The sequence below is a fragment of the Pseudomonas sp. GL_091 genome, from assembly GCF_057837725.1.
This window is the reverse complement of sequence record NZ_CM174451.1, coordinates 3352915-3372230: the sequence shown is the minus strand read 5'-3', so window position 1 is coordinate 3372230 and position 19316 is coordinate 3352915. Positions and strand designations below refer to the sequence as shown.

The following is a 19316-nucleotide window of genomic DNA, read 5'->3' as shown; positions in this document are numbered from 1 at the left end:
TTATGCAGGAAGGAAAAGCGCCTTGACGCATTAGATTACTAGCATCATATTTATTAAATGTTGTTAATAATCTATTAAGCCCTGTCGCCATCCCTCTGGAGTCATCCCATGCATTACAAAGTTTTCGGTCGTAAAACCGGCTTGCGGGTTTCCGAACTGGCGCTGGGCGCCGGTAATTTCGGTACCGGTTGGGGCCATGGCGCCGAGCGTGACGAAGCCAGGCGCATTTTTGATGGCTACCTGGAAGCCGGCGGCAACTTCATCGATACCGCCAATGGTTATCAGGGCGGACAGTCCGAGGCCATGCTCAGCGAATTCATTGCCGCAGAACGGGATCGCCTGGTCATCGCCACCAAATACACCCTCGGCACTACACCGGCAGCCGGCATTTCCCACACTGGCAACAGCCGCAAGAACATGGTGCGCGCCGTCGAAGAAAGCCTCAAACGGCTGAAGACCGAGCATATCGACCTGTTCTGGGCGCACATGAGTGACGGCGTCACGCCCATGGAAGAGATCCTGCGCGGCTTCGACGATCTGGTCAGTGCCGGCAAGATTCATTACGCCGGGCTGTCGAACTTCCCTGCGTGGCGCATCGCCCGTGCCGACCTGCTGGCCGAGGTACGTGGTTTTGCACCGATTGCCGCGATCCAGGTCGAGTACAGCCTCGCCGAACGTACTGCTGAGCGTGAACAACTGCCGATGGCCGAGGCCCTGGGCCTGGCCGCGACTTTGTGGTCGCCACTGGGTGGCGGCTTCCTGACTGGCAAATATCGCAACAGTGAGGGCGACAATCGCGCGAACAAACTCGGCGTGTTGATCCACGCCGAAAAAAGCGCCCGGGAAACCGCCCTGCTCGACACCTTGATCGATGTCGCCGCAGAACTGGACGCCAGCCCGACCCACGTGGCCATTGCCTGGTTGCGGGAAAAGGCCAGGCGCTCGACCACGGCGCTGATTCCGATCCTCGGTTCCCGGACCCGGGAGCAACTGGACGCCACGTTAGGCGCGCTGAATGTGCAGTTGAGCACCGAGCAACTGGCACGACTCGATGGCGTCAGTGATGTGGCCAAAGGCGTGCCGCACGAATCCATTTCCGGTTCGTCCGCACGGTTCAGCGGTGGTCAGATCCTCGACTTGCCAATCGTTCCGGTGGCCTGATACCCATCAAAACTGTGGGAGCGAGCTTGCTCGCGATGGCGGTCTTGCATTCAACATCTCTGTTGGCTGGCAGGGCCTCATCGCGAGCAAGCTCGCTCCCACAGGGTAGGGTGTTTTACTTATTGACCTTATGTTTGGCCGCATACAGACACAGCATTTCCATCGCCAGCGTCGCCGCCGCCAGTGACGTGATCTCCGCGCTGTCATAGGCCGGAGCCACTTCCACCACGCCCATGCCCACCAGGTTGATCCCGCGCAGACCGCCGAGAATCTCCAGCGCCTGCACCGTACTCAAGCCGCCGCACACCGGTGCTCCGGTACCCGGGGCGAATATCACAACGATGAATCATTTTGCCATTACGACTTCAGTTACCCTGGTGGGACTGGGCAAGGCCCATGGCTCGTGGGTGTATGTTCTGTGCAAACAAACGGCACTTGACGGATGCGATTGTGCAAAGTCATGAGCGTCCACAATGGAATGTGGACACACAAGAAAGGCTCTCTTCAAAAAAATCAATCGATTCGAGAGCAAGGCCGCTTTCACGTACGATCAGTTTTTCCAGCGTTTTAGCGGATTGTCAGCTGTTCCAGATCAGCTTCTGACGCGCGTAACCAGAATCGTCCAGCAGCCAACCACCCAAACGTTCCTTGGCCAAGGTCGATTTTTTACCGACCCAGATCACCACACCATCCGGCCTGACGATGACTCCCTCGCCAGCGGACAGCCTGTTATTGCGTGAATCCTCGCTGATAGACGCCGTTTGCAATCCCGGAAAATCACGTCGAAGATCGGCGGCCAGCCCATCGGCACGATGATGCACCAGGACAAACCGCCCCCCTCGCAGTAACTGGGTCAAGCTCTGTCGTGGTAATCGCTCGCCCTCAGGAAGCAGGCTCAGCAGGGGTAGGCGTCGGCCCACCAAGCGATGATCGCCTCGGTGCCGCACACTGCCATAGCGCACGCCCTCTCCTGCCAGTGAACTGACCACCTTCTGCGCCACATACGGGGTCCGCGTCGCCTGCAACCCGATCCAGTGAATCAGACGGCCTACCGGGCCGGAAGCCGTATTGAAGCGGAAAAGCAGATCCGTGTTGCGCAATGCCGCCGCCGCGATAGGCTTACGCTCGGCCTCGTAACTGTCCAGGATATACATCGGCAATGTGCCCTGGATCACACCCGCCAGCTTCCAGGCCAGGTTCGCCGCGTCACCGATCCCCATCTGCAGACCTTGTCCTCCCGCGGGGACATGGGTGTGGGCGGCATCTCCCAGCAGAAATACCCTCCCCTGACGGTAATGAGCAGCCAGGCGCTGCTGGCTGCGGTAACGAGCGCTCCACAGCACATGCGCCAATCCGAAATCGCTTCCCAGGATGTCCCTCATCCCACAGGCAATTTCCTCGTGGGTGACCGGCTGTTTGACCGGAGTATCCATGCGCTCGTTGTCTTCGATACTGACGCGATAACTGCCATCGGGTAATGGAAACAGGGCGACCAGCCCCCTGGAGACCGACCTTGCATGGACCGCGGGTGAAGGAGGATTTCTCAAGACAACGTCCGCAACCACCAACGAATGCTTGTAGTCCTGTCCGACAAACGAAATATCGAGAAGCTGACGGACAGAGCTGTTGACCCCGTCAGCCCCCAGCACCCAGTCGTAGCAGCTGTGCTGCACACTACCGGACTCATTGTGTTCCAGGGTTACCTCAACCTGTGCATTGCCGGTAACCAGAGCCTTTAGCGCATACCCACGCCTCAGATTCACCCCCAAGCGATTGACCCAATCGGTCAACACCGACTCGGTCTGAGACTGCGGGATAATCACCATGTGGGGATACTCACAAGAGAGTTTGGAAAACGAGAGCGTCCTGCCCGCCTTGTCACCCAGCGGCGCGCTTGCCCAGACGATCCCCCGGCGTATCATCTCATCTGCCACGCCCCAAGCATTGAGCAGCTCCAGGGTGACGGGCTCCAAGCCAAAGGCCCGGGAATGGGGGGAGGCAACCGGTCTTTTATCGATGAGATCAACCGCTATTCCCAACTCGGCCAGGGCTGCTGCCACAGCCAACCCGACGGGGCCCGCCCCCACGACAAGGACCTGTTCGTTTTTAACGACCATGATCACCCACCTCTCCACAGCAGGGGCGGAAAGTGGCGACAATGACGTGCAGGTCGGTGACTCTCGTTTCCATGCTCTGCAGCCCGGCCGTTTGCGCGAGCTGGATCACCTCATGCTCTGATCGATAATCTGCCAGTGAACCCAGCAGCCAGTTGATTAACGAGGTCAATCCCCAACCCGCGGGCTGGTTCTCCACCAGGCAGAAAAGGCCCTGAGGCTTGAGCACGCGACGGACCTCATTCAGGCCGGCAGACTTGTCGGCCCAATGGCCGAACGACATCGAGCAAACCACCAGATCCATGCTTTGCGAGGGGAATGGCAAGGCTTCGGCAACGCCATTGACGAACGAGGCGAAGGGACGTCGTTTGGCGCCCTCGTCCACCATGCCTTGAGCCGGGTCGATGCCCTCGAAGCGCGCATCGGGCCACTGAGCGAACATGCGTTCGATCAGTGCGCCGGTACCACAACCGATGTCCAGAACACCCTCCGGGCTCGAGCTGCACATCCATCGGCTCAACATTCGCAGACATTCGTCATGTGCCTGGCTCAGTTTGGTACCGTACTTCTCTTCATAAGTCGGCGCAATACGGCTGAACGTATGCACAAAGCCTGGATTTCCATTCCCTTTTCCGCCAGAAAACACGCTAGACATTATTGAGCATCCATATATCAATAGTTATCCATTACGGACCTTAGTAGCGAAACCCATCCCATACAAATAAAATAAAAATAAAATAAAATAAGCAGCCACCAAGCAAACAACATCCGCCCCTGACTAGTGTCCTGACTCAAAAATGAACCTCCCATTTGAGCTAATCCTAAATAGTCTGGAGCGCCCTAAAGAAACTCTAAAAAAACCCACTCTTTTGCAAAATATCTGTCTGGAGCCCCCGCATTTCCAGAACTTGTTTTTTGGATGCTGGAGTTCTTCAGAACAATCCTACAGCTCATTCCTAAAAGTTGGCTTCCTATTCCAATTTTTGGGCCTCGCAATATTTTGTTACTTTTTTATCATTTGATTTGCAATCTAAATGGCCAATCATAAATCCAACTTCAACAACCGAACAGCGCCTAAAACTCAAAGTTAAAAATTCAACTGCATCTTGTAATCAAGGACACTTTACAAGCAGCATTAGACATAAAGCTCCGCTGCTTCGCCGTATCAGCACGACAAGTAAAAACGCTTATCCCACGACCAAGGAGATGGTATACGGTGCAAGCTTCATTACGCCAAAAAGTTCTCTGCTTACAGCAGGCTATCGACCCCAGCCTGCCTGGCCTGTTACTTGAAGTCGCTTTTCACGTGGTCACCGATCTTTCCACTTCGCAGTTGGTATCGCGTATCGAAAGAGTGGCCGAGCGGCATGCCTCTTTGCGGCAGCGCTTTGTCATGCGCGGTGGCACTTACTGGATTGAACAGGTCCAACCGCAACAGCGACGCTACTGCCTGGTGCGCACCTGTAATGAGGCATCAACCAATGCACTGCTGGCGCCGAGCCGCGAGCACATCGGGGTTGAGTCTGAGCAACTGTTCCGCGCCGAAGTCGTGGAGCGCAGCGACGGACAACGCTACCTGGTCTTCCGAATCCATCACACCATCGCCGACCTGTGGTCTGTCGGCCTGCTGATTCGTGATTTTGCCAAAGACTGTAAAGACCGCTCCAGCGTCACCCTGATGCCAAGGCCGATTGCCCCGGTGATCGACCGTGAGTTCTGGCGGCACCAAATGTCGCAGGACATGCCGTTTTCCTTGCCCATGGCCTCCCAGGAGCAGCGCACGAACCGCCGCATGGTGCTGTCCTCCTTTGTTATCGACCAGGAAAGTACCGCCATCTTGGCGCGACTGGCCACAGCATGCGCGGTGACCCCCTACGCCGTTCTGCTCGCCGCACAGGTACTGGCGCTGTCCAGAATCGGCCAAAGTCGCCGTCTGTCGCTCGCGGTGACGTTCCATGGCCGCAATCGGGGCAACAAGGACGCGGTGGGTTACTTCGCCAATACGCTTGCCGTGCCTTTCGATGTCAGCGAAAGCAGCGTGGGCGAGTTCGTCAAACGCACCGCTCAGCGCCTGGATGAGACGTCAAAAGCCAGCGTCGGTGCCGGTTATCCCGAATTGGCAGAGTTCATGGCACCACAGGGATGGGCACCGACCGTCCCGTCTAGTGCGGTGATTTTCCAGCAGGATATGCCAGGCATGCCAAGAGGATTGGCGGCAGCCCTGCTGGGACTGGGCACGGTGCAATTGGGCGAGATGGCGCTGACCGCGGTACAGGCACCACCCAGCATCGGCCCCTTTGCCACTGCGCTGCTGCTGACGCGCCATGACGGCCAGTTGCATGGCCGGGTCGAGGTCGATCCTGCGCAGCATCCCGGTTGGCTGGCAGATGCGATAGCCGGTCAGTTCGCCGTGATCCTGAGGAAAATGGTGCGTGATCCACACGCCAGGCTGTCAGCCGTGCCTGCGTGCCTGTTGCACCCGCCAAAAGCCCAGGGCCAAGCGAGGCCGGGGCCCGCGTCAGAGACGTTGGTTGCCGCCTTTCTCCGGCAAGTCGCCATCGCGCCGGACAAACCCGCGCTGCTTACGCCCCAGGCCACCATCAGCTATGGCGAATTGGCCAGTCGAGTTGCCAGGCTCTCGGCAGCCATGCGCCTGCGCGGATTCGAGCCTGAACAAACCCTGGCGATACTCTTGCCTCGCGATATCCATCTCGTCCCGGCCCTGCTGGCGGTCATGGCCTGCGGAGGCAGTTATGTGCCCATTAGTGAAGCGAACCCTGTCGAACTCAACCGTTCGATTCTGGCCAAGGCCCGCTGCCGGGCGATCCTCACGGACCAGGAGGGCGTGACCCGTTTCGCCCACCTGGCGCCCTGCTGGTCCTTGAGCGACCTGCTGTCGATGCCCGACGCCCCGCTGCAGGACCACTCCAGGCTTCAAGCCAAGGCCTACATCCTGTTCACCAGCGGCTCCACCGGGGAACCAAAAGGTGTGGCGATCACCCATGCCAATGCCGCCAACCTGCTGCGTTGGGCGGCTCAGGATTGTGGCCCCGAGTACCTGGCGCAAACACTGGCGGCAACCCCGACGACGTTCGATCTTTCGATTTTCGAGATGTTTGCCCCTCTTGTGGTCGGTGGCTGCGTCCGGCCCGTCTCCTCGGTCATGTCGCTGATCGACAATCCGGCCCTGCTGACCGGCACCACACTGATCAATACGGTGCCGTCGGTAGCCGACGCCTTGTTGCAACATGATGTGTTGGGTCCCTCCCTGCGCATGCTCAACCTCGCGGGAGAACCGCTGAGCCGGGATCTTTACCTAAGGCTTCAGGAAAAGCTGCCCGCCACACGCATCGTCAACCTCTACGGCCCGACGGAAACGACAACCTATTCCACCGCCCTGGTGATCGAACCCGCTCAACAGGAGATCACCATCGGTTTTCCACTGCCTGGCACCTGGGCCGATGTCGTGGATGAAAACATGCAAAGCGTCGGTATCGGTGTGCCTGGCGAACTGATCATCCATGGACACGGCGTGGCGCAAGGCTATGTCAGCGACCCCGTGCGTAGCGCCGCCTCCTTTTTGCCAGCACCCGATGGCTTGCGTTGCTACCGCACGGGAGACAGTGTCCGCTGGTTACCCGATGGCCGCCTGGACTTTATCGGTCGACAGGATGATCAAGTCAAAGTCCGCGGTTTTCGGGTCGAGCTGGGGCCCGTTCAGGCCGCACTCCATGCCATTGAAGCCATTCGTGAATCCGCAGTGGTCGTTGTCGCGAAAGGACAGCAGCGCAACAACGTGGCTTTCGTCTCCCTGAAAGAGCCGAGCGAAGATGAATCTGTGCAACGCAATGGCATAAAACAACACTTACTTGGCGTACTCCCCTATTACGCAGTACCGGACAAATTTATTTTTCTTGAAGCACTGCCAAGAAACAAACATGGAAAGATCGATAGAACCCTGCTCTTGAAACATGTGCCCCAGACTGCGCAAAAGCGCAAAAGCGCAAGATGCGAGAAGCGAGCGACCTCGAACAACGGGTTGCCAACTGCTGGCAAACAATCATCGGCCATCATGTCCAACTCCACGAGAACTTCCTGGAAGTTGGAGGCCACTCGCTTTCCCTTACGCATTTAACCGGTCTATTGAGAAAAGAATTCAATATTCATATTTCACTACATGACCTCTGGATCAGGCCAACCATAGAACAACAGGCAAAATTCATTCACAAGTTGCAAAGTTCGGCACTGGCAAAGCCTGCCGCCGCGCCAATCCCACGACTTGACCGAAAGATCTCTCATCTTTAATCAGGAGTACCGCATGAGCGTTGATACATGCCGGACTGCAGCTTTCCCCGCGTCATACGGCCAGGAACAGATCTGGTTTCTGAACGAACTGAACCAGAACTCCCAGCTGGCTTATACCATGGCGATGAAAGTATCTATTGTCGGGAATCTGAACACACTGCGGTTGCAGCGCGCGGTCAACCAGGTCGTGGCCTCCCAGGAAGTTTTGAGAACCTCCTTTGCCTATAATAACGGGAAGTTGAGCCAAGTCATTTCACCCTCCGCCACACTGCCCATTCGCTGCGTGGAATGCATTGACGATGTACCTGCGCTGCAACGCCTGATCAACATGGAAGTCCAGCGTGGCTGGTCGCTGAGCAGCGCGCCGCTGTACCGCCTGCTGCTGATAAAAACCGGCGACCAGCAACATGAGCTGGTCATCTGCACCCACCATATCGTCTGCGATGGCATCTCGCTGCAACTTCTGCTGCAAAAAATAGTCATCGCCTATCAAGACCAAGGCCATGGACGGGCGCCCACAAACCCGAATGAAGAGGCCCTGCAATTCGTAGACTATGCGGCCTGGTCAAGACAGCACGAACATGCTGGACTCGAGTACTGGCGCAAGCAGCTGGCCGATGCCCCGACGATCCTGGACATTTCGACAAGGCCCGGCCGAAGCGAACAACAGACATTTGTCGGCGCGCGAATTCCCGTCGAGTTCAGCCACCACCAATGGCAGGTACTGCGCCAGACGTTCAGACCCCAGGGCATCTCCTGCGCGGCGGTGTTCCTGGCCGCCTACTGCGTCGTCCTGCACCACCTGGCCGAGCAGGACGACATTCTGATCGGGCTGCCAACCTCAAATCGCCTGCGCCCGGAGTTGGCACAAGTGATCGGCTACCTGTCCAATATCTGCGTGTTTCGCAGCCAATATGCTCAGGACCAGAGCGTTACGGACTTTCTTCAACAGGTTCAGCTGACCCTTACCCATCTGATCGAGCATGGGGAAACCCCTTTCTTGCAAGTTTTGCAAAGCGTTGAGCATACACGGCAAGCCGGTATGACTCCGTTGTTCCAGGTGCTGTTTGGCTATGAGCAGGACGTTCAACGCACGCTGGATACCGGCGACCTGCAATTGACGGTCTCGGATGTCGACACTGGGGCCGCACGCCTCGATCTGTCGCTGTTCCTGTTCGAGGACCACGACCTCAACGTCAAAGGCTTTCTGGAATATGCCACGGACCGTATCGACGCCGCGGCTGCCGAAAACATGGTCGGTATGCTCACCAGAGTGCTGCACGAGTTCGTCACGGCGCCGCAGGCCCCGCTGAGCGCTGTACAGCTGGGGGCGGCGGACTCCGAAGAGCAGACACCCGCAATCACGCCGACTTTCCCAAGCGTGCCAGCCCGCCTGTTCGCCTTGGCAGACAGCCACCCCAGTGCGACCGCGCTGCGTGACGAGCAAGGCGAACTGACCTATGCGCAGTTGCGCCAGCAGATCATGCAGGCGGCGGCCACCTTGCACACCCAGGGCGCGAAACCCAGTACCCTGATCGCGGTCATCGGCGAGCGCGGCATCCCCTGGGTGGTCACCATGCTGGCCATCTGGCAAGTCGGGGGCATCTACGTTCCGTTGTCCAAGGACCTGCCCGAACCGCGTCTGCAAGGCATCCTGGCGGAACTCGACGGGGCCATGCTGATTACCGACGACAGCGCGCCGGAACGCTTCGGGCAACCTGTGACGCTGGCCATGGACGCGTTATGGGCCGATGCCGTAACGCAACATGAGCAGCACGCGACGGACGCCCGCCTCCAGTCCGGTTACATGATGTTCACCTCCGGATCGACCGGCAAACCGAAAGGCGTGCACGTCAGCCAGGCCAACCTGGTCGCTACCCTGAGCGCATTCGGCCAGCTGCTGCAGGTGAAGCCAAGCGACCGGATGCTCGCGCTGACGACCTTCTCCTTCGACATTTCGCTGCTGGAACTGCTGCTTCCCCTGGTGCAGGGCGCCAGCGTGCAAATAGCCGCCCCACAGGCTCAACGGGACGCGGAAAAGCTCTCGGGCTATCTCGCCGACCCCCAGATCACCCTTGTCCAGGCCACGCCAGTGACCTGGAGGCTGCTACTGTCGACAGGCTGGCAGCCACGGGAAAGCCTGACCCTGCTGTGCGGTGGCGAAGCGCTGCCACAGGATCTGGCGGACAGCTTGTGCCTGCCCGGCATGACCCTGTGGAACCTCTACGGCCCGACCGAAACGACGATCTGGTCCACGGCCTGTCGCCTGCAACCTGGCGCCCCGGTGCAACTGGGCCATCCCATTCCCGGTACGCAAGTGGCCCTGGTGGATCGGAACCTGCGCAGCGTGCCCAGAGGGGTAATCGGCGAATTGCTGATCTGCGGTCCCAGCGTCAGCCAGGGCTACTTTCGCAACCCAGTTGAAACGGCGAAGCAGTTCGTACCGGACCCGGTTGCTGCAGGTAGGCGCGCCTATCTGACCGGTGACAGGATGCGCATGCAGCAGGACGGTTCACTGGTCTATATCGGTCGACGTGACGACCAGATCAAGCTACGCGGCCATCGTATCGAGTTGGGAGAAATCGAGGCAGCGTTGCGAAAACTGCCCGGGGTACGGGATGCCGTCGCCCAACTCCATGGCCACGACCCAAGCCGGGGCATACAGGCCTTCGTCCAGCTTGACGCAACGGTCGATGATAGCCGCATCGATATCGTGCACTGGCTAGAGACACTGCGCCAAACGCTGCCTGAGGCGTGGCTACCGACGGAGTATTACAGGATCGATGGCATTCCCCTCACCTACAACGGTAAGCGGGACAGGAAACGCCTCCTGCCCCAGGCCGTCAGGCTGCAAACGCCCAGCCAGCGGGTCGCCCCCGGGAGTGACACCGAGACCCAGGTTCAGCAGATCTGGTGCGAGCTGCTCAACCTCGAGGATATCGGCGTTACGGATGATTTTTTCCAGTTAGGCGGCCACTCCATTCTGGTTGCGCGCATGGTCGAACGCATCGAAACCACGTTCGGACGGCGCGTACCTATCGCAGATATCTATTTTTCTCCGACGATCGCCCGTGTGGCGGCGACGCTGAATTCCATGACATTCGAAAGAGGACTGGCTGCACACAGCATGGAAGGCGATTGGGAGTTCACCGCCATCAACCTTCAACACAACCCCGACAGCACAGCCGCCGTTCAGGAAAGATAAAACATGCAAAGCCCCAACATCGATTCTTTCGAGGCAGCACTGCGCTCGCTGCCCGCAGCCCGCGATGCACTCGGTGCCTATCCGTTGTCCAGCGAACAAAAGCGCCTCTGGTTACTGGCCCAATTGGCGGGCATGGCAACGTTGCCGGTAACGGTGCGTTATGAGTTCACCGGCACGGTGGACCTTGCTATCGTGCAACAGAACCTGAGCTCATGGGTCTCACACAGCGAGTCCCTGCGCAGCCTGTTCGTCGAAGTGCTGGGACGCCCCGTCAGGCTTCTGATGCCTACGGGCCTGGTGAAATTGGAGTTCTTCGATCACCCGCAGTCTGATGCCGACATGGCCGGGCACCTGGGAGCCGCCTTCGAACTCGACAAGGGGCCGTTGCTGCGTGCGTTCATCACTCGAACCACCGCGCAACACCATGAATTGCAACTGGTCGGCCATCCTATCGTAGTGGACGAACATGCCTTGCAACGCATTGCCCAGACCCTCTTCCAGGCCGAACCCGATCATCAGCACCCTGCAGTCGGTGCGCTGGCCGAGGTGATCCAACGCGAACAGACGCTTGCACGGGATGCGCAGACCACCGAGCAATGGCAGCAATGGGGAATAAGCCTTCAGGCGCCTGCCGCCACAGAAATTCCGACAGAAAATCCCCGCCCCGACATCAAGGGTTCAGATCGTCAGGTACATGAAGTCCTTACCGCATGGGGCGACCGATCAGTAGCAGAAGCCGATATCGTCGCCAGTTGGCTGGCGGTACTGATGCGCTGGCAGGGATCGCAATCGGCGCTTTGCGCAATCAAGGTGCGCGACAAGGCGCATGCCAACCTGATCGGCCCGCTGCAAACCTACCTGCCGGTCCGCGTCGATACACCGGATGACAGCACCCTGGAACAACTGCGACGTCAGGTGGAAGAACAGCTCAACGGCAACGACCATCCCTCCTTCTCCACGTTGCTGGAAGTTTGCCCGCCGAAGCGGGACCTGAGTCGCACGCCCTACTTCCAGACCGGCCTGCACCTCATCGCGGACGATGTTCAACAGCGCTCCACCCGCGCGGGTAACCTGACGCGCCTGTCAACGAAGCAGCCCTGCAGCGACCTTGACCTGTTCATCTCCTACTGGATGAACGAAGGCACCCTTGGCCTGACGCTGGATTATGATTGCGCCGTGCTGAATTCGAGCCAGGTTGGGGTTCTGGCCCAGGCGCTCATCAGCGTATTGTCAGCGCCCGGCAAGCAGCCAATCGCAACCGTTGCGCTGATGGGCCAGCAAATGCAGCAAACCGTTCTAGCTCAGGCCCATGGCCCGCGTACGACATTGCCACAGCTGACGCTGAGCGAACTGGTCGGTGCCAGCACGGAAAAATCCCCGCAGGGCATTGCGGTTATCGACCACAGCCAGCAACTCAGCTACGGCGAGCTATGGGCAAGGGCCGCACTGGTGGCGGCGAATATCAGCCAGCATGTGCCAAAACCCGGGAGCATCATCGCCGTGGCACTGCCGAGGTCGGCCGAGTTCATTGCCGCGCTGCTGGGGGTACTGCGAGCAGGTCATGCGTTCCTGCCCATCGATCCCCGCCTGCCCACCGACCGCATCCACTTCCTGATTGAAAACAGTGGCTGCGAGCTGGTCATTACCTCTGACCAGCAATCCGTGGAGGGGTGGCCAGAGGTCGCCAGGATACGAATGGAGGCGCTTGATCCAGGCATTCGCTGGGCGGCGCCCAAGGGGCTCAGCCACCGCGATGCTGCCTACCTGATCTATACCTCCGGCAGCACCGGCGCTCCAAAGGGGGTCATTGTCGAGCACAGGCAAGTCGTCAACAACATCCTGTGGCGGCAACGAACCTGGCCGCTGACTTCACGGGACAACGTGCTGCATAACCATTCGTTCAGCTTCGACCCCAGTATCTGGGCGTTGTTCTGGCCGCTGCTGAGCGGTGGCGCCATCGTACTGGCGGATGTCAGGACCATGGAGGACAGCACCGCTCTGCTCGATCTGATGATCCGTCATCACGTCAGCGTGCTGGGTGGCGTACCGAGCCTGCTCGGCACCCTGATCGACCACCCGTTCGCCAATGACTGCCGGGCGGTCAAGCTGGTGCTCAGTGGCGGCGAAGTCCTCAACCCCGAACTGGCACACAAGATTAAAAAGGTCTGGCAGGCAGACGTCGCCAACCTCTATGGCCCCACCGAAGCGACCATCGATGCGCTGTACTTTGCGATCAACAAAAACGGCGCCGGCGCCATTCCAATTGGCTATCCAGTCGACAATACCGAAGCTTATATCGTCGACCCCGATCTCAATCCCGTCCCTCCAGGCGTTCCGGGAGAAATCATGCTCGCCGGCCAGAACCTAGCGCGTGGCTATCGGGGCAAACCTGGGGAGACCGCGCAGCGCTTCCTGCCCAACCCATTTGGCAACGGACGCTTGTATGCAACGGGCGATCTGGGACGACGCTGGTCATCGGGGGCCATCAGCTATCTGGGCCGACGCGACCACCAGGTGAAGATTCGCGGGCATCGCATTGAGCTCAATGAAGTGGCTCATCTGTTGAGCCAGGTGCTTGAGCTGAAGGAGGCCATCGTCTTCGCCCAGCACGCGGGAACCGAACAGGCACGACTAGTGGCGGCCATCGAGCAACAGCCCGGCCTGAACAGTGACGGCATCAAACAGGAATTGCTGCGCCATTTGCCGGCCTATCTGATCCCCAGCCAGCTCCTGCTATTGGACGAACTGCCAAGAACCGCCACCGGCAAGGTCGACATGCTCAAGCTGAATCAGTTGACGGCCCCCCAACTGAACGACGCCACGGCCACGGAATGCCGTGTACCACGCACCGACCTTGAACAGTCGGTCATGGAGGATTTCGCGCAAGTACTCGGCCTCGCGGCAGCAACGCCGGACACGGATTTCTTCGAGCAAGGCGGTAACTCGATTCTGCTCACGCGCCTGGCAGGCACCCTGGCGGCCAAATACCAGGTGCAGATCCCACTGCATGAATTTTTCCTGATACCGACTCCGGCAGCGGTGGCGCAGGCGATTGAAATCTACCGTCGCGAAGGCCTCACGGCCCTCCTGTCACGCCAGCATGCACAAACGCTGGAGCAGGACATCTACCTGGAAGAACACATCCGGCCGGACGGCTTGCCGCATGCCAACTGGTACCAGCCTTCTGTCGTGTTCCTGACCGGAGCCACCGGCTATTTGGGGCTGTACCTGATTGAACAGTTGCTCAAGCGCACCACGAGCCGGGTCATCTGCCTGTGCCGCGCGAAGAGTGCCGAGCATGCCAAGGCCAGGATTCTGGAAGGCCTGAAAACCTACCGCATCGACCTGGGCAGCGAACTGCACCGGGTAGAATGCCTCGAGGGCGATCTGGCTTTGCCGCACCTGGGCCTGAGCGAGGATCAATGGCAAACGCTGGCCGAAGAAGTCGATGTGATTTATCACAACGGCGCCCTGGTCAACTTCGTCTATCCCTACAGCGCGCTCAAAGCCACCAACGTGGGAGGCACGCAGACCATCCTGGAATTGGCCTGCACCACTCGACTCAAGAGTGTTCAGTATGTCTCCACCGTGGATACTCTCCTCGCGACGCATATCCCCCGCCCCTTCATCGAGGACGACGCCCCCCTGCGTTCCGCCGTCGGCGTGCCAGTGGGCTACACCGGCAGCAAGTGGGTGGCTGAAGGGGTGGTCAATCTTGGCCTCTGCCGCGGTATTCCGGTCAGCATCTTCCGCCCGGGGTTGATCCTGGGCCATACCGAAACTGGCGCCTCGCAGAGCATCGACTACCTGCTGGTGGCGCTACGGGGTTTCCTGCCCATGGGAATCGTGCCGGATTACCCGCGCATCTTCGACATCGTGCCTGTGGACTACGTCGCCGCGGCGATCGTGCACATATCGCTGCAACCCCAAGGCAGGGACAAGTTCTTCCACCTGTTCAACCCGGCGCCGGTCACCATCCGTCAGTTCTGCGACTGGATCCGCGAGTTCGGCTATGAGTTCAAGCTGGTCGACTTCGAACACGGTCGGCAGCAGGCATTGAGCGTACTGCCCGGGCACCTGCTGTACCCGCTGGTGCCCCTGATCAGGGATGCCGATTCGCAGCCTCACCGTGCGCTGGATCCTGACTACATCCATGAAGTGAACCCCGCGCTGGAATGCAAGCAGACCTTAGAGCTGCTGGCCTCCTCGGACATTGCCTTATCGAAAACGACAAAAGCCTACGCGCACACTATTTTGCGTTATCTGATCGACACCGGCTTCATGGCCAAGCCTGGCGCGTAGCGGATTGATCAGAGACAGGACGAATATCATGGAATCGATAGCCTTTCCCATTGCACATGCGCCCTTCATCCTGGGCTGCCCGGAAAACCTGCCGGCCACCGAGCGGGAGCTTGCCCCCTCTGCGGCGATGGCACGGCAGGTTTTAGAGTATCTGGAAGCGTGCCCCCAGCCGAAAAGCCTCGAGCAGTACCTCGGCACGCTCCGTGAAGTCATGGCGCAACTTCCCTGCGCTTCCACGGGGCTGATGACCGATGATCCGCGGGAAAACCAGGAAAACCGGGACAACGATTTCGCCTTCGGTATCGAACGGCACCAGGGCGACACTGTTGCCCTGATGATCAACGCCGCCCTCGATGCGGCGATTCAAACGGGCGAGTTGGTCCGGCGCAGCGGCACCAACCTGGATCATTCGGAATGGAGCGACATGATGTCCGTCGCGCAGGTGATCCTGCAGTCGATTGCCAGCCCCCGGCTCATGTCCGAATCCCGTGTGATGTACCAGGCACCGAAAGGCAAGGTCGAGGAGGATGACCAGGATCCCCTGAGACGCTGGGTGCGCGGCCACCTGCTGTTCATGGTCCTGTGCCAGGGCATGAGCCTGTGCACCAACCTTCTGATCAGCGCTGCCCACGATAAGGACCTAGAACTGGCTTGTGCACAGGCCAATCGGTTGATTCAACTGATGAATATCTCGCGCATGACGCTCGAGTTTGCCACCGACCTGAACTCGCAACAGTACGTCAGCCAGATTCGACCGACCCTCATGCCACCGATCGCCCCACCCAAGATGAGTGGCATCAACTGGCGTGACCATGTGGTGATGATCCGTTCGATGCGCCAGTCCACCGAGGCGTGGAACTTCATTGAACAGGCCTACCCTCAACTGGCTGAACGAATGCGAACCATGTTGGCGCAGGTCTACAGCGCTCATCGCGGGGTCTGCGAAAAATTCGTTGGCGAAGAGAACACCAGTTTGTTGGCCAAGGAAAACGCCACGAACACCGCCGGCCAGGTGCTGGAAAACCTGAAGGAATCAAGATTGAAATACCTCAAGACAAAAGGCTGCGCCGGTACGGGATAACGCCTGACTGCACCTCGTACCTCATTAAAACCGGTCCGATATACGGGAAAGCAAAGGAGAGAACCATGCCGACATTCCTGGGGGACGACGACGCAGTGCCATGCGTGGTCGTCGTTAACGCCGACAAACAATATTCGATATGGCCAAGCGCAAGAGACATTCCATCGGGTTGGTCCGAAGCAGGGTTCAAGGGGTCACGCGCAGACTGCTTGAAACATATCGCAGAGATCTGGCCAGAGCCGACGGCATAGATACGACGTGATGCAAAAAAGATTGCGTGAAAACATCCATTAGCCAAAGCAAGGAAGAAAAATGACTTTTACCCATCGCACCACCGATCAAGTCAAGCCTGCGGTACTGGATATGCCGGGTCTGTCGGGCATTCTTTTCGGCCACGCCGCTTTCCAATACCTGCGGGCCAGCTGCGAACTGGATCTGTTCGAGCATGTCAGCGACCTGCGCGAAGCCACCAAGGAAAGCATCAGCAGCCGACTGAAACTGCAGGAACGCGCCACCGATATTCTGCTGCTGGGCGCCACCTCCCTGGGCATGCTGGTCAAGGAAAACGGCATTTACCGCAATGCCGATGTGGTTGAGGACCTTATGGCCACGGACGACTGGCAACGTTTCAAGGATACCGTGGCCTTTGAAAACTACATCGTCTATGAAGGGCAGCTGGACTTTACCGAGTCCCTGCAGAAAAACACCAACGTCGGTCTGCAGCGTTTCCCTGGCGAAGGGCGAGACCTCTATCACCGCCTGCACCAAAATCCCAAACTGGAAAACGTGTTCTATCGCTACATGCGCTCGTGGTCCGAACTGGCCAACCAGGACCTGGTCAAGCACCTCGACCTATCGCGCGTGAACAAATTGCTCGACGCGGGCGGTGGGGATGCGGTCAACGCCATCGCCCTGGCCAAACACAACGAGCACCTGAACGTAACGGTATTGGATATCGACAACTCCATTCCGGTCACTCAGGGCAAAATCAATGAATCCGGACTCAGCAACCGGGTAAAAGCCCAGGCACTGGATATCCTGCACCAGCCCTTCCCCGAGGGTTACGACTGCATTCTCTTCGCCCACCAATTGGTGATATGGACCCTTGAAGAAAACACCCACATGCTGCGCAAGGCCTACGATGCACTGCCAGAAGGCGGGCGTGTGGTCATCTTCAACTCCATGTCCAACGATGAAGGCGACGGCCCGGTCATGGCCGCACTGGACAGCGTCTACTTTGCCTGTCTGCCTGCCGAGGGCGGCATGATCTATTCCTGGGAACAGTATGAGTGCTGCCTGGCGGAAGCCGGCTTCAAAAACCCCGTGCGCACCGCGATTCCAGGCTGGACCCCACACGGCATCATCGTGGCCTACAAGTAATTCTGCCTCCTCCGACCCCACTGAGGCCGGAGGAGTCATTTCAAAAATTCCGTATTGACGCCACCTGGCGATAGGGACACCAACATGGCACGGCCACCCGAGATAAATGTTGCGATGCCGCAACAGATAAGACAGCTTTTATACAGCCAACTTATTTCGCAATCGATTCAAACCTTCTGTGAACTGCGCCTGCCTGATGTCCTGCAAGCAGCCGGCCAGCCCACCTCCATCGAACGGCTGGCTGAGCAGACACACACCCATATCAGCGCCCTGTCACGCTTGTTGAAAGCCTTGAAGCCATTCGGGCTGGTGAATGAAACCGACGAAGGTTTTTCCTTGACCGCTCTCGGCGCCAGTCTGACCCATGACGCCTTTGCTTCCGCTCAGCCCAGTGCTCTGTTGATCAATGGTGAAATGGGCCAGGCCTGGCGTGGCATGGCGCACACGATCCGAACCGGCGAATCCAGCTTCAAGGTGCAATATGGCATCAGCCTGTTCGAATATTTTGAACAGCACCCGGAACGCCGGGCCATCTTTGACCGTTCCCAGGACATGGGACTGGACCTGGAGATCCCGGAAATACTGGAGAACATCAACCTGCATGACGGTGAGAGCATTGTCGATGTCGGGGGTGGTTCAGGGCATTTGCTGATGCATATGCTGGACAAATGGCCAGAAAGCAAAGGCATACTCTTCGATTTACCCGTCGCTGCAAAGATCGCGCAGGAACATCTGCACAAGAGTGGAAAAGCTGGCTGCTTCGAAATCGTCGCCGGGGACTTCTTCAAGAGCCTGCCAGACAATGGCAGCGTTTACCTGCTGTCCCATGTATTGCACGACTGGGGCGACGAAGACTGCCAGGCCATATTGGCCACCTGCCGGCGGAGCATGCCGGACAATGCGCTATTGGTTGTAGTGGACCTGGTGATTGACCAGGGTGAAAGTGCCCAGCCCGATCCCACGGGCGCAATGATGGATCTTTACATGCTGTCCTTGTTCGGTATCGCCGGTGGCAAGGAGCGCAACGAGGTTGAATTCAGAACCCTCATTGAACACAGCGGCTTTATCGTCGAACAGGTAAAGCGCCTGCCCAGTGGGAACGGCATTATCTTCGCCTACCCGAAATAAATGATCACCATCGACCCTCACCACTTTCCAGAGGGGCTCTTTATTTACGGGTCATTTCCCGCCTGCTTGATTACAAGGAAAACACATGTCGATGCTGGTCTATTACGTAGCCGCCACCCTGGATGGTTTTATTGCCACTCAACAACACAAACTGGATTGGCTGGAGAACTTTGCGCTTGGGGATGACGCAACGCCCTATGATGATTTTTATCAGACGGTCGGAGCGGTGGTCATGGGGTCACAGACCTATGACTGGATCATGTCGAACGCTCCTGATGACTGGCCCTATCAGGATGTGCCCGCCTTTGTCATGAGCAACCGGAATCGGTCAGTCCCCGCCAACCTGGATATCACCTTCGTACGCGGTGATGCCGAAGCCATCGCGGCCAGGGCCAGGCAAGCGGCGAAGGGCAAGAATGTCTGGCTGGTCGGTGGCGGCAAAACGGCAGCCTGTTTTGCTGACGCAGGGGAATTGCAGCAGCTGTTCATCACCACCATTCCGATCTTTCTCGGCACCGGCGTTCCCGTACTGCCCGTTGACCTTGCGCTTGAAGTCGTTCTCAGAAAACAGCGCACGCTGCAGAGCGGTGCCATGGAATGCGTCCTGGACGTGAAAGCGGATTAACGCCCGCAAGACGAT

Annotated in this window: 12 protein-coding genes and 1 pseudogene; 10 read left to right on the top strand and 3 right to left on the bottom strand. The window is 58.5% G+C overall.

The features are described from left to right. Positions 1–108 precede the first annotated feature (108 nt). A complete protein-coding gene (locus AC3ITY_RS15420; RefSeq protein WP_489310441.1) occupies positions 109–1161 on the top strand; it encodes an aldo/keto reductase in 1053 nt (350 codons plus the stop codon). Positions 1162–1276: 115 nt separating this feature from the next. Here the strand turns inward: AC3ITY_RS15420 and AC3ITY_RS15415 are convergent. The 3 genes and pseudogenes from AC3ITY_RS15415 to AC3ITY_RS15405 form a co-directional block, all read right to left on the bottom strand. Beyond that, positions 1277–1492: pseudogene (locus AC3ITY_RS15415) on the bottom strand (arginase family protein); the annotation flags it as partial. A gap of 247 nt (positions 1493–1739) precedes the next feature. Beyond that, positions 1740–3278, bottom strand: a complete 1539-nt coding sequence (locus AC3ITY_RS15410; RefSeq protein ID WP_489310439.1) for an FAD-dependent monooxygenase — start codon at positions 3276–3278, stop codon at positions 1740–1742. Continuing rightward, a complete protein-coding gene (locus tag AC3ITY_RS15405; protein WP_489310437.1) occupies positions 3268–3882 on the bottom strand; it encodes a class I SAM-dependent methyltransferase in 615 nt (204 codons plus the stop codon). The genes AC3ITY_RS15410 and AC3ITY_RS15405 overlap by 11 nt, the downstream gene beginning before the upstream one ends. Before the next feature lie 609 nt (positions 3883–4491). On the opposite strand from AC3ITY_RS15405, the gene AC3ITY_RS15400 reads away from it, so the two are divergent. From AC3ITY_RS15400 to AC3ITY_RS15360, 9 genes are all read left to right on the top strand, one after another. Beyond that, positions 4492–7410 (top strand): amino acid adenylation domain-containing protein, encoded by a 2919-nt coding sequence (locus AC3ITY_RS15400; protein ID WP_489310435.1) that lies wholly within the window; start codon positions 4492–4494, stop codon positions 7408–7410. After that, the gene (locus AC3ITY_RS15395) at positions 7335–7580 is read left to right on the top strand and encodes a phosphopantetheine-binding protein (protein WP_489310881.1); all 246 of its coding nucleotides are present in this window, start codon (positions 7335–7337) and stop codon (positions 7578–7580) included. The genes AC3ITY_RS15400 and AC3ITY_RS15395 overlap by 76 nt, the downstream gene beginning before the upstream one ends. Positions 7581–7593: 13 nt before the next feature. Then, positions 7594–10785 carry a non-ribosomal peptide synthetase gene (locus AC3ITY_RS15390; RefSeq protein WP_489310433.1) on the top strand — a complete coding sequence of 1064 codons (3192 nt, stop codon included), beginning with the start codon at positions 7594–7596 and terminating at the stop codon, positions 10783–10785. A gap of 3 nt (positions 10786–10788) precedes the next feature. Continuing rightward, on the top strand, positions 10789–15087 hold the full coding sequence (locus AC3ITY_RS15385) for an amino acid adenylation domain-containing protein (protein WP_489310431.1): 4299 nt from the start codon (positions 10789–10791) through the stop codon (positions 15085–15087). Positions 15088–15115: 28 nt separating this feature from the next. Next, entirely contained in the window at positions 15116–16168 is a 1053-nt protein-coding gene (locus AC3ITY_RS15380) for a hypothetical protein (RefSeq protein WP_489310429.1), read from the top strand. Positions 16169–16233: 65 nt separating this feature from the next. Next, positions 16234–16419, top strand: a complete 186-nt coding sequence (locus AC3ITY_RS15375; protein ID WP_489310427.1) for an MbtH family protein — start codon at positions 16234–16236, stop codon at positions 16417–16419. A 61-nt stretch (positions 16420–16480) separates the two neighbouring features. Then, positions 16481–17548 carry a methyltransferase gene (locus AC3ITY_RS15370; RefSeq protein ID WP_489310425.1) on the top strand — a complete coding sequence of 356 codons (1068 nt, stop codon included), beginning with the start codon at positions 16481–16483 and terminating at the stop codon, positions 17546–17548. An 84-nt stretch (positions 17549–17632) separates the two neighbouring features. Beyond that, entirely contained in the window at positions 17633–18676 is a 1044-nt protein-coding gene (locus AC3ITY_RS15365) for a methyltransferase (protein ID WP_489310423.1), read from the top strand. An 85-nt stretch (positions 18677–18761) separates the two neighbouring features. Further along, on the top strand, positions 18762–19301 hold the full coding sequence (locus AC3ITY_RS15360) for a dihydrofolate reductase family protein (protein ID WP_489310421.1): 540 nt from the start codon (positions 18762–18764) through the stop codon (positions 19299–19301). Positions 19302–19316 lie beyond the last annotated feature (15 nt).

What these genes read in the sequence shown, in the direction of transcription:
- AC3ITY_RS15420 (WP_489310441.1), top strand. Translation starts at nt 109, where the DNA reads ATGCATTACAAAGTTTTCGGTCGTAAAACCGGCTTGCGGGTTTCCGAA.
- AC3ITY_RS15410 (WP_489310439.1), bottom strand. Translation starts at nt 3,278, where the DNA reads ATGGTCGTTAAAAACGAACAGGTCCTTGTCGTGGGGGCGGGCCCCGTC.
- AC3ITY_RS15390 (WP_489310433.1), top strand. Translation starts at nt 7,594, where the DNA reads ATGAGCGTTGATACATGCCGGACTGCAGCTTTCCCCGCGTCATACGGC.
- AC3ITY_RS15385 (WP_489310431.1), top strand. Translation starts at nt 10,789, where the DNA reads ATGCAAAGCCCCAACATCGATTCTTTCGAGGCAGCACTGCGCTCGCTG.
- AC3ITY_RS15380 (WP_489310429.1), top strand. Translation starts at nt 15,116, where the DNA reads ATGGAATCGATAGCCTTTCCCATTGCACATGCGCCCTTCATCCTGGGC.
- AC3ITY_RS15375 (WP_489310427.1), top strand. Translation starts at nt 16,234, where the DNA reads ATGCCGACATTCCTGGGGGACGACGACGCAGTGCCATGCGTGGTCGTC.
- AC3ITY_RS15370 (WP_489310425.1), top strand. Translation starts at nt 16,481, where the DNA reads ATGACTTTTACCCATCGCACCACCGATCAAGTCAAGCCTGCGGTACTG.
- AC3ITY_RS15365 (WP_489310423.1), top strand. Translation starts at nt 17,633, where the DNA reads ATGGCACGGCCACCCGAGATAAATGTTGCGATGCCGCAACAGATAAGA.
- AC3ITY_RS15360 (WP_489310421.1), top strand. Translation starts at nt 18,762, where the DNA reads ATGTCGATGCTGGTCTATTACGTAGCCGCCACCCTGGATGGTTTTATT.